14 protein-coding genes and 2 pseudogenes are annotated in these 14,475 nt (G+C 57.3%); 9 read left to right on the top strand and 7 right to left on the bottom strand.

Annotated features, from left to right (window positions below; translation table 11 throughout):
• Positions 1-24 precede the first annotated feature (24 nt).
• Genes AAYR33_05760 through AAYR33_05745 form a run of 4 tightly spaced genes read left to right on the top strand, consistent with a single transcriptional unit; the run spans position 25 to position 2,928 of the window.
• Positions 25-909: a Cof-type HAD-IIB family hydrolase gene (locus AAYR33_05760; GenBank protein ID XAO70599.1), complete on the top strand. Its 885-nt coding sequence runs from the start codon at positions 25-27 to the stop codon at positions 907-909.
• Complete coding sequence (gene pgl, locus AAYR33_05755; GenBank protein ID XAO70598.1) at positions 906-1,649, top strand: 6-phosphogluconolactonase; 744 nt, start codon at positions 906-908, stop codon at positions 1,647-1,649. Before AAYR33_05760 ends, pgl begins: the two co-directional genes overlap by 4 nt.
• Positions 1,646-2,377 carry a ribose-5-phosphate isomerase RpiA gene (gene rpiA / locus AAYR33_05750; GenBank protein ID XAO70597.1) on the top strand — a complete coding sequence of 244 codons (732 nt, stop codon included), beginning with the start codon at positions 1,646-1,648 and terminating at the stop codon, positions 2,375-2,377. Before pgl ends, rpiA begins: the two co-directional genes overlap by 4 nt.
• 11 nt (positions 2,378-2,388) lie before the next feature.
• Complete coding sequence (locus AAYR33_05745; GenBank protein ID XAO70596.1) at positions 2,389-2,928, top strand: gluconokinase; 540 nt, start codon at positions 2,389-2,391, stop codon at positions 2,926-2,928.
• Between the two features lie 139 nt (positions 2,929-3,067).
• Here AAYR33_05745 and AAYR33_05740 read toward each other — a convergent pair.
• Both AAYR33_05740 and cysS read right to left on the bottom strand, forming a co-directional pair.
• Positions 3,068-3,818 (bottom strand): annotated as a pseudogene (locus AAYR33_05740) (RNA methyltransferase).
• Complete coding sequence (gene cysS / locus AAYR33_05735; protein XAO70595.1) at positions 3,815-5,176, bottom strand: cysteine--tRNA ligase; 1,362 nt, start codon at positions 5,174-5,176, stop codon at positions 3,815-3,817. Before cysS ends, AAYR33_05740 begins: the two are co-directional and overlap by 4 nt.
• A gap of 67 nt (positions 5,177-5,243) precedes the next feature.
• Here cysS and AAYR33_05730 point away from each other — a divergent pair, with 67 nt between their 5' ends.
• The 3 genes and pseudogenes from AAYR33_05730 (at position 5,244) to AAYR33_05720 (ending at position 8,798) form a co-directional block, all read left to right on the top strand.
• Complete coding sequence (locus AAYR33_05730) at positions 5,244-6,671, top strand: MATE family efflux transporter (GenBank protein ID XAO70594.1); 1,428 nt, start codon at positions 5,244-5,246, stop codon at positions 6,669-6,671.
• A 236-nt stretch (positions 6,672-6,907) separates the two neighbouring features.
• Positions 6,908-7,525, top strand: a complete 618-nt coding sequence (gene rpsD / locus AAYR33_05725) for a 30S ribosomal protein S4 (GenBank protein XAO70593.1) — start codon at positions 6,908-6,910, stop codon at positions 7,523-7,525.
• 93 nt (positions 7,526-7,618) lie between these two features.
• Positions 7,619-8,798: pseudogene (locus AAYR33_05720) on the top strand (GTP-binding protein).
• 2 nt (positions 8,799-8,800) lie between these two features.
• Here the strand turns inward: AAYR33_05720 and AAYR33_05715 are convergent.
• The 5 genes from AAYR33_05715 to aroB all read right to left on the bottom strand — a co-directional run bounded on the left by AAYR33_05715 (position 8,801) and on the right by aroB (position 13,148).
• Positions 8,801-8,950: a hypothetical protein gene (locus AAYR33_05715; protein XAO70592.1), complete on the bottom strand. Its 150-nt coding sequence runs from the start codon at positions 8,948-8,950 to the stop codon at positions 8,801-8,803.
• Positions 8,929-9,357 carry a hypothetical protein gene (locus AAYR33_05710; GenBank protein ID XAO70591.1) on the bottom strand — a complete coding sequence of 143 codons (429 nt, stop codon included), beginning with the start codon at positions 9,355-9,357 and terminating at the stop codon, positions 8,929-8,931. The genes AAYR33_05715 and AAYR33_05710 overlap by 22 nt, the downstream gene beginning before the upstream one ends.
• A 50-nt stretch (positions 9,358-9,407) precedes the next feature.
• Complete coding sequence (locus AAYR33_05705) at positions 9,408-9,632, bottom strand: hypothetical protein (protein XAO70590.1); 225 nt, start codon at positions 9,630-9,632, stop codon at positions 9,408-9,410.
• A gap of 336 nt (positions 9,633-9,968) precedes the next feature.
• Entirely contained in the window at positions 9,969-11,105 is a 1,137-nt protein-coding gene (locus AAYR33_05700; protein ID XAO70589.1) for an OmpA family protein, read from the bottom strand.
• Between the two features lie 333 nt (positions 11,106-11,438).
• Positions 11,439-13,148, bottom strand: a complete 1,710-nt coding sequence (gene aroB / locus AAYR33_05695; GenBank protein ID XAO70588.1) for a 3-dehydroquinate synthase — start codon at positions 13,146-13,148, stop codon at positions 11,439-11,441.
• Positions 13,149-13,249: 101 nt separating this feature from the next.
• Here aroB and AAYR33_05690 point away from each other — a divergent pair, with 101 nt between their 5' ends.
• Together AAYR33_05690 and AAYR33_05685 are read left to right on the top strand one after the other, a co-directional pair.
• Positions 13,250-13,531, top strand: coding sequence for a hypothetical protein (locus AAYR33_05690; protein XAO70587.1), 282 nt, complete (start codon positions 13,250-13,252; stop codon positions 13,529-13,531).
• Positions 13,532-13,545: 14 nt separating this feature from the next.
• Entirely contained in the window at positions 13,546-14,466 is a 921-nt protein-coding gene (locus AAYR33_05685) for a tyrosine recombinase (protein ID XAO70586.1), read from the top strand.
• The last annotated feature ends 9 nt before the right edge of the window (positions 14,467-14,475 follow it).

The following is a 14,475-nucleotide window of genomic DNA, read 5'->3' as shown; positions in this document are numbered from 1 at the left end:
CAGGAAAAAGGGAGGGGGCTTCATATGGGACAGCCGGATGATCAACCTCGTCAGGAAAATATCTCGGCCGCAAAGACGATCAGACTGGTCGTCTCCGACATGGATGGGACTATCCTCAATAAGGAGAAAATCCTGAGTGAGGAGACGCTGCGTGCTGCGCGGAAATTGACAGCGCAGGGGATCAAGCTTTGCCTCGTCAGTTCCCGTTTTCCGCCGGGGATGGAGAGGTTCCGTCGCCAAATGGGGCTGGATACGCCCATCGGCGCGCTCAATGGTGCTGAAATCGTCGATTCCCAGGGCAAAATCCTTTCATCATTGACACTCGCGCCGCAAACCGTTCGGCAGGCCTGCACGCTTTTGCAGGAAAACGGCGTCGATGCGTGGCTTTACAGTCAGCGTGACTGGTACGTGACGGATAAGACAGCACCACATGTCCAGCATGAGAGCGATGTTGTCGGCACGCCCCCGCAGGTCGTTGAGGATCTCAGCGCCCATTTCCATCAGGTCGGTAAAATTCAGGGCGTCTGCGATGATGCGGAGAAGCTGGAAAAGCTCGAACGGGAAATCAGCAGAACGTTGGGTGACGCGGCAAGTGTCCATCGTTCAAGCGATTATTACCTCGATATTACGCCGCAAAAGGCTAATAAGGGCTTTGCCTTGCAGTTCCTCGCCGCGCATTATGGGTTCAGTTTGGAGGAAGTTGCCTGTATCGGTGATATGAGCAATGATGTGCCGATGCTCAAGCTCGGCCAGGTCTCGATCGCCATGGGCAATGCCCGGGATGACGTCAAGCGTCACGCGAAATATGTGACCGCCAGCAATGCGGAGGAGGGCTGGGCCAAAGCCATGGCGCAATTTGTCCTCCCGCACGCACCGGCCACTGAAATAGACAGGAAGGAAACGCCATGAGCGGTGATACCGTCAAAACAGCGAAAATCATGGTCCGTGCTGACGGCGCGGAGGTCGCTCTCGATATGGCGCAACGCCTCGTCGCGCTGGCACAGGCCAAGAAAGAAGGTATCTTTCGCATCGCTTTATCAGGCGGCAGCACGCCGAAGAAGCTTTTCGAGCTTCTCGCCTCGCCTGCTTTTGTCGCGCGTATGCCGTGGGAGCGCGTTGCATTTTACTATGGTGATGAGCGCCACGTGCCTCATGATGATGCAGCCAGTAATTACCGCATGAGTTGTGAAACGCTTTTCAACCACGTTGCGGCCACGAAAGGTCGCGTCTACCCGATCCCGACAAATGGCACGGCGGAAGAGGATGCGGCATCCTATCAGCGTTTGTTGCAGGCGCATTATGGCGCGCAGGATCTTGACCCGGCGCGGCCATTTTTTGATGTCGTCATGCTGGGGATGGGGCAGGACGGGCACACAGCGTCACTGTTCCCCCGGCAACCGGTCTTGCAGGAGCGTGAGAAGTGGGTCGCGACCTGCGTGCCGGATGATGCGCCTCATACGCGCATCACCTTGACCTACCCCGCCATTGCCTCCAGCCGGCACGTGGTCTTCCTGCTCGAGGGCAAGGGGAAGGCAGAAATGTTCCGCCGTGTCCGGTCGGGAGACGATGCGCTGCCTTCCAGCCATGTCACCACACAGGGTGAGATGACGTTTCTGTGCGACAAGGCCGTTACTGAGGGCGTCTCATGACGGGCACATCATCGGAAGATATCTCGCCCCAGCGCGACGCGCAGCTTCAGTTCAAGTGGGAAGCGGCGCAGGATGCCGTGAAATATATTGAAGACGGCATGGCGGTTGGGCTGGGAAGTGGCACGACGGCAAGTGTCATGATTGATGCGCTTGCCGCACGCGTCAAAAATGAAAATCTCCGCATCCGGGCGATTCCGACATCGGAAGCAAGTGGAGAACAAGCGCGGCGACTGGGCATCACATTATCGGATTTCGTCCAGGATCCCATCCTCGACATCGCCATTGATGGCGCGGATGAGATCGATCGAAAAAGCCTGACATTGATCAAAGGGCGCGGCGGCGCGCTTTTGCGGGAAAAAATCGTCGCCTCGGCGGCACGAAAATTCATCGTGATTGTCGATGACAGGAAAATCGTCGATTCTCTTGGTTCCCGTATGCCCTTACCGATTGAGGTCATCCCCTGGGGGTGGGAGCGTATCCAGACCCTACTGATTTCAAAAATCGGGGCGCGCACGGCGCATCCGAGAACGGAGAAAGACGGCAGGATTTATCAGACGGATAACCATAATTTCATCCTTGACTGCGTGTTTGACCCGATCACCGATGCGGCTTCCCTCGCGCGTGACATTGCGGCGATCACCGGTGTTGTTGACCACGGACTTTTTATCGACATGACCTCGGAAGTGCTTGTTGCGGGTCAGAATGGCGTGGCAAGTTTAAGGCGATAACGGAGGAATTCATGGAACGTTATGCGTCAAAACTGGTCGTTGTGATGGGCGTGACCGGCACAGGCAAATCGGCAATCGCCAAGGCGCTGAGCACGGCGTTTGACTGGCCATTTCAGGAGGGGGATGACCTTCATGGCCCCGCCAATATCGAAAAAATGAGTCACGGTATCCCCCTGACGGATGAGGATCGCTGGCCCTGGCTGGAACGCTGCCATGAATGGCTCCGTCAGCATCGCGAGACGGGTGGTGTTTTGACTTGCTCCGCGTTGAAGCGTGTCTATCGCGACGTGCTGCGTCAGGATCTTGATCTCACCTTCCTGTATTTATGGGCACCGCAGGCGGCGTTGGAGGACCGACTCAAGCATCGGCAGCATCATTTCATGCCGGCATCGCTTGTGCCAAGCCAATTGCGGACGCTGGAGCCGCCTTCTGAGGATGAGCCTGTGATTCCCGTTGACGCCTCACCACCGAAAGATGTGGTGTGTCGCGACGCGATTGACGCCGTCCGTACACAGCTGATTGGTGAGGCTCGGCCCATTCTGGGATCGTGATCCTGAGAAGTCGTGGCGCGCATTTACCGGCGATTGCGGCCCGAGGACGTCTAACGCTCAAAAGTGCGTCAACCGTCAGGCTGGCCCTCTTTAGCGCTGCCTTGTGCCGCCTTTTTGAGGCGGACAATTCCGCGGTGCGGGAAAGCTCCGTTACCACGCCATGCAGGGTGCGGAGTTCCTGCTCCGTGATTCCCCCCGCTGGAAATAATGTCGCAGATTGCGAATCATCCCGGGGCGTTTCTGCACATTGCGCCAAAAGCCGGTTTCATCCAGGCGTCGCGTGAGATTTCCAAAAAAGTTCTCGATAGCGCCTTTACTGGCCACTCGTGTCTCATTCGTCATAAGGACGTGCGGCGGGTGTTATCAGCCGCCATCCACCATTCATAGGCCATGATCAGCACGGCCTGTGCGAGGTTTAGAGACATGAAGTCCGGATTGAGAGGATACCGGATAAGCGTGTCAGCGCGGGCCATATCCTCATTATCGAGCCCGGCGCGTTCCGGCTCGAAGAGAATGCCGATGCTGAGATGGCAGGCCTCTGTGAGGCGTATGTCAGCGGCGGCATTGCGGGGAGTCATCACCGTTTTGATAATGTGACGCGGGCGCGAGCAGGTGGCGAATACACGATGCAGGCCAGCAACCGCCTCATCGACCGTTTCATGAACCGTCGTCGCATTAAGGATTCAGTGCACCCCGGAGGATGCATACCAGGCGCGCTCCTGCGACCACCCATCGCGCGGCGCAACAAGACGCAGGTGGAAAAGCCCGCCATTCGCCATGGCGCGCGCGGTGGTGCCGACATTCTCCGCGAGTTGGGGACGGACGAGGATGATGACCGGGCTGTTCTCCGTCGTCGGGCCGATGGCGTCGCCGCCGTCACGCCCTGTCACGCGCGCTTCCAGACCGTGCCTTGGGCCGAATCTTCCAATATGATGCCCATCTCATGAAGTTGGTCCCGGATCGCATCGGCGCGGGCAAAATCGCGTGCGGCTTTCGCGGCGGAACGTTCAGCGACGAGACGAGTGACGTCCGGGTCAGCATCCTGCCGACCGAACCATTGATCCGGGTCGGACTTCAACAGGCCCAATAAAGTGCCGGAAGCCTTCAAGGATGCGGCGGCCTGACAGCCTCCCTCCAATGCGCGGGTCGCGTCGTGGTGCATATGCGCGAGCGCCTGAGCGGTATTAAGATCGTCGCAAAGTGCTTCCATAACGGCTACCGCGACGGATACCTCAGGAAGATCAACGCCCTGATAAGCCTCCAGAGCACGATAGAAGCGATCCAATGTGTTTTTCGCCTCTGCCAGTCTTTCCCACGAAAAATCAAGCACGGCGCGATAATGGGTGCCCAGCATCAGGAGGCGCAGGGCTTCGGCTGGCGCTTTGGCGAGTACATCGCGAACTGTGTAGAAATTGCCCAATGACTTGGACATTTTCTCACCATTAGAGAGCAGCATGGCGTTATGTAGCCAGTAATTGGCAAAGCGGCTCGTCGGGGCGGAGCAAAGTGACTGGGCGCGTTCATTCTCATGATGGGGAAAAAGCAGGTCATCCCCCCCGCCGTGAATATCGAAAGACTCGCCGAGATAACGCCGCGACATGGCCGAGCACTCAATGTGCCAGCCAGGGCGCCCAAACCCGTAAGGGCTGTCCCAACCGGGCTGATCAGCCGCGGAGGGTTTCCAGAGCACAAAATCGCCGGGATGGCGTTTGTAAGGCGCGACCTCAACCCGCGCTCCGGCGAGCAAATCCTCCGACGAACGCCCTGAAAGCGCGCCATAAGAAGGAAAATCCGCGACGGAAAACAGCACATGGCCTTCCGCAATATAAGCGTGGTTTGAGGCGATGAGGGACGCGATCATCTCCAGCATTTCGCCGATATGATGCGTCGCGCGCGGCTCAATATCGGGCGGGACAATCTCCAGTTCCGCTACGTCGGCGTGAAACATCGCGGCCGTCCGCGCCGTCAGATCTGCGATGCTCTCACCGTTTTCAGCCGCACGGGCGGTGATTTTATCATCCACATCGGTGATATTGCGCACATAGGTGACGCGCGGATAAAGGCGTCGCAATAAACGTACCAATATATCGGCGCTGAGCATGGCGCGTAAATTGCCGATATGCACCGCATCATAAACGGTCGGGCCGCAATAATAGACGCGCACATGCTTAGCTTCGATGGGCGTGAAGCGCTCTTTCTTGCGGGTAAAGCTATTGTGCAGCGTGAGCTTGTGATAAGACGATGTCATAATCGGTTTTCATTGCTTGAGTCTGTCGGGCAACGCAACTCTCATTCTCACAAATTGCCGAAATATCTTGGCGATTTATTTGTTTTGGCGTCTCAAAGTGACTGAAGATACCAGCCAGCAGGCGCGGCTCTGGCGGGCACAATTGCACCGGCTCGTCCTTCTGGCCCTGCCACTCAGCTTTTCGCAACTCAGCGAAATCGCCATGGGCGTCACCGATTCGATCCTCCTTGGCGGATTGGGGGCGACGGCGCTGGCCGTGGGCGGCCTGACATCGACATTGTTTTTCTGCACGCTGATCACATTTCAATCCGCCCTCGGCGCTGCCAGTATCCTGATCGCCACGCGACGTGGTGAAGCCCATGCGCGCCGGAAACATTTGACCTCCCTCGCTGACCTGGTGACAACGGGCATCGCATTGGGCGCGTTTCTCTGCGTGCCGGTATTTCTGATCCTGTCCCCGATTGGCAAAATCTTCTCCTGGTTGGGTGAGCCGGAAATTATCGTCATGCAGGGCCGGGTTTTCATGCATATCCTCCTTTGGGGATTGCCACCGGTATTGGTCGTGATCGGGCTGCTGCGCGTCATCCTGCCGGCATTGGGGAGTGAGTTCCTCCTCCTCTGGACGATGCCATTGATGGCGTTGGCCAATGGCTTCCTCAATGCGACGCTGATCTATGGCTGGTTCGGCCTGTCAGCAATGGGTATGTGGGGTTCGGCAATCGCGACGACCGTGACGGGTTGGGGCACGGCGGTCGCCCTGGTGGTCGTCTCCCTGTCGCGTCATCATCTTAAGGACCATCTGCGCCTGACCCGCGTCGACTGGCCGCAACTCTGGAAGATGCTCAAACTGGGCCTCCCCATGGTCGGGGCGAGCGGTGCGGAATTAATGGCCTTTGAAATTTCTGGCCTTAATGCGGGTGTCCTCGGCACGGAATCCGCCGCGGCGCATCAGGTGGCCCTCAATATCGCAACACTGAGCTTTATGGTGAATCTGGCCTTGTCGCAGGCCGTCAATATCCGCGTGTCATTCTGGCTGGGCGCGCGGGATGTCGTTGCGGCGGGGCGCTCCGCCATGGCATGCATTGGGCTCTCCATGCTCTGGAGCCTGCTTGCTGCAACGATTATTTTTGTCTTCTCCGATGATATTGCCCGGTTCATCATCGACCCGAAAACGAATAATGCCCCGCATGTCATCGCGATGGCGTCGAGCCTGCTGAAGATCAGTGGGTTATTTCAGATCGTCGATGGTCTGCAGGCCGCCTGTAACGGGATTTTGCGGGGATGTCAGGATACGCTTCTGCCGATGATCTTCATGTTCATCACTTATATCCCGATTTCGGTTTTCGGTGGTCGCTGGGTGGCTTTTCAGGGGCATTACGGTGTTGAGGGGCTCTGGTGGGGGCTTGCGGCGGGGCTGGCTGTGCTGTCGCTCCTGCTTCTCATCCGGATGGGTTACGTCCTGCGGGCGCGGCGTGCGGCGCTGGGGGCGGCCTGATGGATGGCCTGAACGGGCAGATCGCAGATTTCGGTTGATTTATAGCGATAAAATCGCTACTTTCCCCTTCATTGCCGGGAACGTGGACATATCGGACCGGACTGGGTGCTGCCCCATCGGTTAAGGTATTGGGTATGCGCCCGCTTCTTCTAATTCGAGAGGAAGCCTACCGGCGCAACAGGTGGTGATCTTGCAGCGCAGAGGTTGCCCATATTGTGAAATGAGTTCTTGCAAAGATGAGCAAGCGCCAGGAAAGCAAATATAAGATTAACCGTCGCCTTGGGGTCAACCTTTGGGGACGTGCCAAATCGCCGGTCAATAAGCGTGAATATGGGCCGGGCCAGCACGGACAGCGCCGCAAGCAGAAGCCGTCAGATTACTCTGTGCAGCTGATGGCGAAGCAGAAGCTGAAGGGCTATTACGGCAATATTAGCGAGAAGCAGTTTCGCCGCTATTATGATGAGGCTGTGCGCCGCAAGGGTGATACCTCAGAAAACCTGATTGACCTGCTTGAGCGTCGCCTTGACGCGGTGATTTACCGCCTCAAATTCGTGATCACGCCTTTTGCGGCGCGTCAGTTTGTCAGCCATGGCCATATCACGGTCAACGGGCGTAAAGTGAATATCCCTTCTTTCCTCGTGCGTGATGGTGACGTCATCGAAGTGCGTGAGAAAAGCAAGCAGCTGGCCATCGTCCTTGACGCCGCGCAAAGCGGTGAGCGTGACGTGCCTGAATATATCGAGGCTGATCATCGCCAGATGAAAGGCAAGTTCCTCCGCACGCCACGTCTGACAGATGTGCCATATCCGGTGCAGATGGAACCGAACCTCGTCGTCGAGTTCTATTCTCGCTAATTTTCAGCTTCGGCTGAAGAGTTGCGACAACGCCGGACCGGGACAGCCTGGTCCGGCGTCTTTGTTTCGCGTGTTGTTGAAACATTCCCATGTCTGAAAGCCCCCCTCACATCCGCGTCTCACAAGGCCCTGACGCAGGAGATCGCCAAGCGGCGCAGCTTTGCGATTATCTCCCATCCCGATGCGGGTAAGACGACCCTGACAGAGTGCATCCTACGGGCGGGTGGTGCCCATCCAGATGGCGGGCAATGTCCGTGCTAAGGGTGAGAGACGCCGCACCCACTCGGACTGGATGGGGATTGAGCGGGATCGCGGTATTTCCTCGTGACTTCCATGATGACGTTTGAATATGGCGGGTGCATCTTCAATTCTTCTCGACAGGCCGGGCCATGAAGATTTCTCCGAGGACATTTACCGCACATTAACCGTCGTCGATTGCGCGGTGATGGTGATCGACGCTGCAAAAGGCATTGAGGGGCGGATGCGCAAGCTTTTCGAAATATGCCGCCTGTGGGATATTCCCATCGTCACATTCATCAATAAAATGGACCGTGAGGCGCAGGATTGTTTCGGGTTGCTGGATGAGATTTCCGCCTCCCTGGCCTTGGACACCGCGCCCGCCACCTGGCCGATCGGGCGCGCAGCGCAATTTGTTGGAACATATGACCTGCGCACGCGGGCGAAACATTTTATCTCGGCGCCTTTGCCGGATGATGATCCGAGAATGGTGCAGCTGGCGGAGGAGGCTTTTGCCGGTGACGTTGTGGGTATACCCAACCACGGCGCGCTGCGCATCGGTGATACGCTGACGGAGGGGAAAGATCTGCGCTTTACCGGCGTGCCATATTTCGCGCCCGAAATCCTGCGTCGCGTGCGGCTTGATGACGCCATGAAAGCGAAAAAACTGCGTCAGGCGCTTATCGAGCTGGCCGAGGAGGGGGTTGTTCAGCTTTTCCGCCCGCAGGATGGTCTTGCGCCCATCGTGGGTGTCGTCGGCGTATTGCAGTTGGATGTGCTGCAATCTCGCCTGAAGGCTGAATATGGTGTGGCGATCGGGTTTGAGTCGACGCCATTCACTATGGCGCGCTGGATCACGGGACAGGACAAAGCCATTGAGGCTTTCAGCCAGGCGCAGCGAAGCGCGATGGCGGATGATATTGATGGTGATCCCGTCTTTCTGGCAAGCTCAGCCTTTATGCTGCGTCGTACTGTCGATATAACACCTGACCTGACTTTCCACGACATTAAGCAGATCGGCACGCAGAAGATCTGATTCTACGTTGAGGGATGAGGCGCGCCTGCCGGGTGCTCCTCTTTCCTGACGATGGACGTAACGCGCCGCGCTGTGTCGAGATGGATGACAAGATCGGCACGTTGGGGCATTTCGTCGATGATGTGCCGTGTCAGGCGTTCATAATGTTGCACGAAGCGGGTAAACTTCCGCTTTCGCCACGCTGTGCTAATTTCCGCCGCAATGCATTTTCCTGCTCCTGACGCCATTGCGTGACGATGTTGAAGTCAGGTGGTGAGATTAAGCAAAGCGCGTCGAGCCGCGAAAAAACTTTTTGATAGTCAGACATCAAAGCGTCATTGACGGCGGCGCGCCACACGCCGAGAGGGTCCTCTTGCAGAGCGTGCGGAGATTTCGGCCGGGCGCCAACGCACAAACCCTCAAGTAAAATCACGTCGGGATGGACTGGGGACAGGGCCCAATGATCGGACGGCAGCACGTCATCAAGGCTTTTATCAAATGATGGAATGGGGGTTGGCTGACCCTCCAGCAAGCTATCGATCGTGCGGAGCGCTAAGGGGATATCATGCGTCCCCGGCACGTCGCGTGTCTTGAAAAGTGGATGAGTGGCCGCGGCGCGTTCAAGCCGCTTCAGGCGCGGGAGATAGAAATCATCGAGAGGGGGGGGAGCGTGGTCAGGCCGGGCTTCTCAAGCAAACGCCCTGCGTTGAAACGCCGTGCGTTGTCACAGGCGGTGGACTTGCCCGCACCTTGTGGGCCGCAAAGGCCGATCAGAATGGGGCGGTTCGACCTGACGCGGTCCTGGATAAAGCCAGCGATCAGCGTCGGGACGTCAGGGCGGGGTGATGCCTCCACGTTTGGTCTTTCAGGGCTCACGATCATCCGTATGGTCCTCTCAAAGCTGTTCGGAAGGTGGAGATAACCGCGCGCATTGTTTGAAGGTGCGTGTGGGCTGGGACCGCATTTCACATGGAGGCTATCATAAAGCGTCCGCACGGTGCATGGTCACGCCGAGGATGAATCTTCACGTTTTCCTGAGTCACGACGCTGTCATCGGACAGGGCGATAAGCCCGATAGGAGAGACACGAAATAAATCAGGCAGGAGACTGAACCAAAAAAAATCCCCCTGGCGAACCAGAGGGATTTTTTCCAAGAGACATTTGCACATCTCTCAAACCATGAGCGGTAAATTATCGCAGGATAATTTCAACGCGACGGTTCTGAGGCTCACGGGTGTTGGGACCCGTCGGGACCAGCGGATGCTGCTCACCATAGCCGTGGATGTCGATCGCCGTTTCCGGAACACCGTTATGGATCAGACCAGCCTTGACAGCTTCCGCACGACGTTTGGATAGGCCGAGATTGTAACGCTGGCCGCGCGCACCCGGGTGAGCCGCGGAGTTATCGGTATAACCGTTAACTTCGATGCGGGTCGTCTGGACGTGCGTTGAAGCTTCAGCAGCCTGACGGACGATCTCGCTCGCGCGGGATGTCAGTGTCGCCTTATCCCAGTCAAAGAAGACCAGGTAGGTGCGTGCCAGAGCAACCGCAGGCGGCGTCACGACAGCAGCCGGCGGCGGGGGCGGTGGGGCTGTGTCAAACGCATACCGCATACCCAGAATGAACTGGTGATTGAAGCGGTGGTCGAAATTGACATTGCCCTGATAGGAGCCTGCCGCGTTGGTTGTGCCCGACGTGTAAGCGCCTGCGCCGAAGGTCTGGCCAATCATACGGTATTCCGTCGTGACAGCAAGACCGGGAACGCCTGGGATGTCCCAAGGCGCACCGACGATGCCCTGATAGGCAAAGCCACCGCGGGTCTGGTTCAGGCTGTTGGCAGCGCCGTTTGTGTAGGTCGTCGAGAAGTCATAGGTCTGCCAAAGATAACCGGCACCGACACCGACATAAGGTGTCATCGGCAGATTAAGACCGAAGCGGGTGAGGTCAATGTCGTACAGGACATTGATGAAACCGCCGTAAGACCGGTCATGACCGCTTGTCGAACCGGGGATAGCCGTGCCGCCGCGGTGGTTGATTTGCGACCAGTTATAGACGCTCTCAACCTCAGCGCGCAGACCGTTGCCGAAGCCCCAGCCGAACGACGCAAAACCTGTGTAGCCATTTTTGTGGCGCAGGTTACCTACGGTGCCACCCGCATTGTCGGAGCCATCAGCGAAGGAGCCGGGCGCGAAGTGCGCGTGCTGATTTTGAACAAGATTATAACCGGCGCCAATATTGACGTAGGGGCCGGTGATGGTGCTGGCCGATGCTACCACAGGGGCAGCGACCATTGCCGTCATGGCAAGAAGTGCCGTGCGCAGACGCATTTATTTCGTCCTCTATTCATTCATCCAATCAAGATTGCTGCATCTTCCTTCTAGCCGAAGGGAAGAGACTGCAACGTTCCTAGCGCGATGCATACGCCGGTATAAGACCTCAGGTTGCGCTTGAGGAAGGTCTCAACACGCTGATTTTGACAGGATCTCACAGACTGTGTCGGGGATGCAACAGTGGTTATTTTCACCATTTTAAGATAAAACGCTGTAGAGGTACGGCATATAAGCGTGATCTACCTTAAAATCCTCGTCTGCCTCTTCAGGAAATGTGACAACCTTACAATATTACGTAAGTATAAGGACCCTATCGCGGCAAAGCAAGTTTCAATTATCACATCCTTCAGAAACTAAAAACTGTTTTACATCATCGAGATCTACATCTTTAGTTGTAAACGCATCCCCAATATCATGGAGGAGAATCAACATGATTCTCCGATCGACCATTTTCTTGTCTCGCGCCATATGCGTGGTCAGGCGGGCTGCACTCAAGGGATGCGGGAGGTCGGACAGGGTGCACGGCATGCCATGCGACTTCAGATGGTGGTCGATACGAGTCAAAACCGAGGCGTCGCAATAATTTTTCCGGACGGAGAGGAGGGCTGCGAGGTGCAGGCCGATGGACACGGCTTCACCATGCAGAAGGCGTCCATCATAATGAAATTCGGCCTCAAGCGCATGGCCAAAACTATGGCCAAGATTCAGCAGGGCACGACCATTATGCGGAGAGATTTCCCGCTCATCCTCTAACACGACGGACGCTTTGAAAGCGCAGGCGCGCCGGACGCCTTCCTGGACGGTCTGTTCATCCCCATCCAGCAGGGCAGCGCCATTTGCCTCACACCAGGCAAAAAGGTCACGGTCACCGATCAACCCGGCTTTCACAATCTCAGCATACCCCGCGACGCGCTCCCGTCGTGGCAGGGTTTTTAACGTGGATATGTCGGTTAGGACGGCGCTCGGCTGATGAAAGGCACCAACAAGGTTTTTGCCGCGCGCTGTATTAATGCTGGTTTTCCCCCCGACAGAGCTATCAACCTGCGCCAGCAAGGTCGTCGGAATCTGCACGAAAGGCACGCCGCGTAAGAGTGTCGCGGCGACGAAGCCGCTGAGATCACCGACAACACCGCCACCCAACCCGATGATTACCGTGCGACGTTCAACTCCGTGCGTCAGCACGTTTCCACAGAGTTGGGTATATTGCTTGAAAGACTTGGATTCCTCGCCGCCAGGGATGATCTCCGCATGGGTTTCAAACCCGACTTCATGCAATGAAGCCTCCAGCCGGGAGAGATAGAGGGGGGCGACCCGTGCATCCGTGACAATTACGGCACGGCGCTGTTGCAGAATTGGCGCGAGCAGCGCGCCGGCGCGGTCGAGAACATCGCTGCCGATCACGATATCGTAAGCGTTATCGGGGAGTGCAATCGGAAGGCGGGAAGGCGGGTTATGGGATGAGAGGGCCATCACGACCCGTTCAACCGCGGAACGGACGGTTTCATCGCCGCAATCGACGATGATATCAGCCTCAGCATAAATGTGATGGCGTGTTTCCCTCAAGGTTTCCAGCACGTCCGAGGTGTTGCCGTCGGCCAGTAACGGGCGACCGGGGCGCCCCTCAAGCCGTTTGCGCAGAATGTTGAGAGGGCAGCGAAGCCAGACGGAATGGCCGTTTTCCCGGATGATCTGTCTTGTCTGGGGGTTCATGAAAGCACCGCCCCCCGTTGCGAGCACCATGGGCCGTCCGTCAAGGAGGCGCTGTATGACGCGTCGCTCACCCTCACGGAAGGCCGCTTCGCCATGTCGATCAAATATTTCGGAGACGCTGCACCCGGCTGCGCGTTCGATCTCATGATCCGCGTCGATAAAGGGCAGGTCCAGAGTGTGCGCCAATCGACGGCCGATCGTCGTCTTGCCCGTGCCCATCAGGCCGATCAGCACGATGACGCGCGGGATGGACGCAGGCTTCCGCCTGTCAGCTTGTCCTGCGACGGCATCTTTTGGAGTCATCAAGGGCGTTGCAGATTTGGTGGTCATGGTATGACAGGTCATTATCGGCTTGAATGAGAAAGGCGAAGGCTATCATATCGGGCTTCGACTCGCTATGAAGCTTTTAACTTATATCTATCATCAGAAACGTGCACCCTGTGCCGCATCATGATGCTGACATCGAGAATGAAGGGATCATCGTCATGTCGAACCTGAGTTGGCCTAAAATCTCACTTACTTTAGTGGCTGTGCTCCTTCTCGGCGGCGCCGCGGCGATTTTTTACCTCGGCGCGACGCTGAGCCCACCTGCCCAGACCGTCATTCAGAAAGATCTCGCTTTGCCCGGTGCCGAGGCCGGTGGGTATGTGCTGCCTGTCCCCTCATTGCCGGACCTGCCAGCGCCGCCGCCCCTGCCTGGCGCCGCTCCTTGACACGTTGAGACGGCGTGAAATCATCATCTCGTCACGTTGAAGCCTTTCTGGAAATGCTGGCCGCTGAACGCAACGCGGCATCGCAAACGCGCGCGGCTTATGAAACGGACCTCCGTCATTTTACCAGCTTCATGGCGTCACAGGGCCTGGATGTTGAGGACGCGGTGATGCAGGCTGAGAGCGGCCGCGTTGAAGCTTACATGCAAAGTTTGGGCAAGGATGGATTGTCAGCCCGGACGGCAGCACGCCGCCTGGCCTGTCTGCGGCAGTTTTTCCAGTTCTGCGTCCGTGAATCGTGGCGGAAGGATGACCCGACGGCTAAAATCGAGAGCCCTTCCCTGGGCCTCGTTCTACCCAAATTTCTGAATGAGGCGGAAATTGAGCGCCTCCTTGAGGATGGCACGCGCGGCCATGATGACCCGCGTCGCGACCTGGTCTCCCGCGCGGCTTTGGAATTGCTTTACAGTGCGGGGCTGCGTATTTCCGAATTGCTGAATTTGCCCGCCCGGATCGCTTTATCCGAGTCGGCGATGATTCCGATACGCGGTAAAGGGGGGCGGGAGCGGTTGATCCCGATTTCAGAGAAAGCCCGCGAATCGATTCTGGCATTGCAGGCGCATGACGCGGCGTTGCGGAGCAAATGGCTTTTCCCCGGGCGCGACCCACAACGTCATCTGACGCGACAGGGATTCGATAAAATCCTGCATCAATGCGCCCTTCGTGCGGGGATTGACCCCGCGCGCCTGTCACCACACGTCTTGAGGCACTCCTTTGCCACGCATCTGCTTGAGCGCGGCGCGGATCTTCGCGCTTTACAGACGCTTCTCGGCCATGCGGATATCGCGACAACACAGCTTTACACGCATGTCCTGCAGGCGCGTCTGCAGGAGCTTGTGGAGACACATCATCCCCTTGCACGCAACGTGGATTGTTGAAGCTCTCGC

It is taken from the genome of Acetobacteraceae bacterium (assembly GCA_039613835.1).
In the GTDB taxonomy this organism is placed as follows: domain Bacteria; phylum Pseudomonadota; class Alphaproteobacteria; order Acetobacterales; family Acetobacteraceae; genus Sorlinia.
This window is presented reverse-complemented; position numbering and strand designations above follow the sequence as displayed.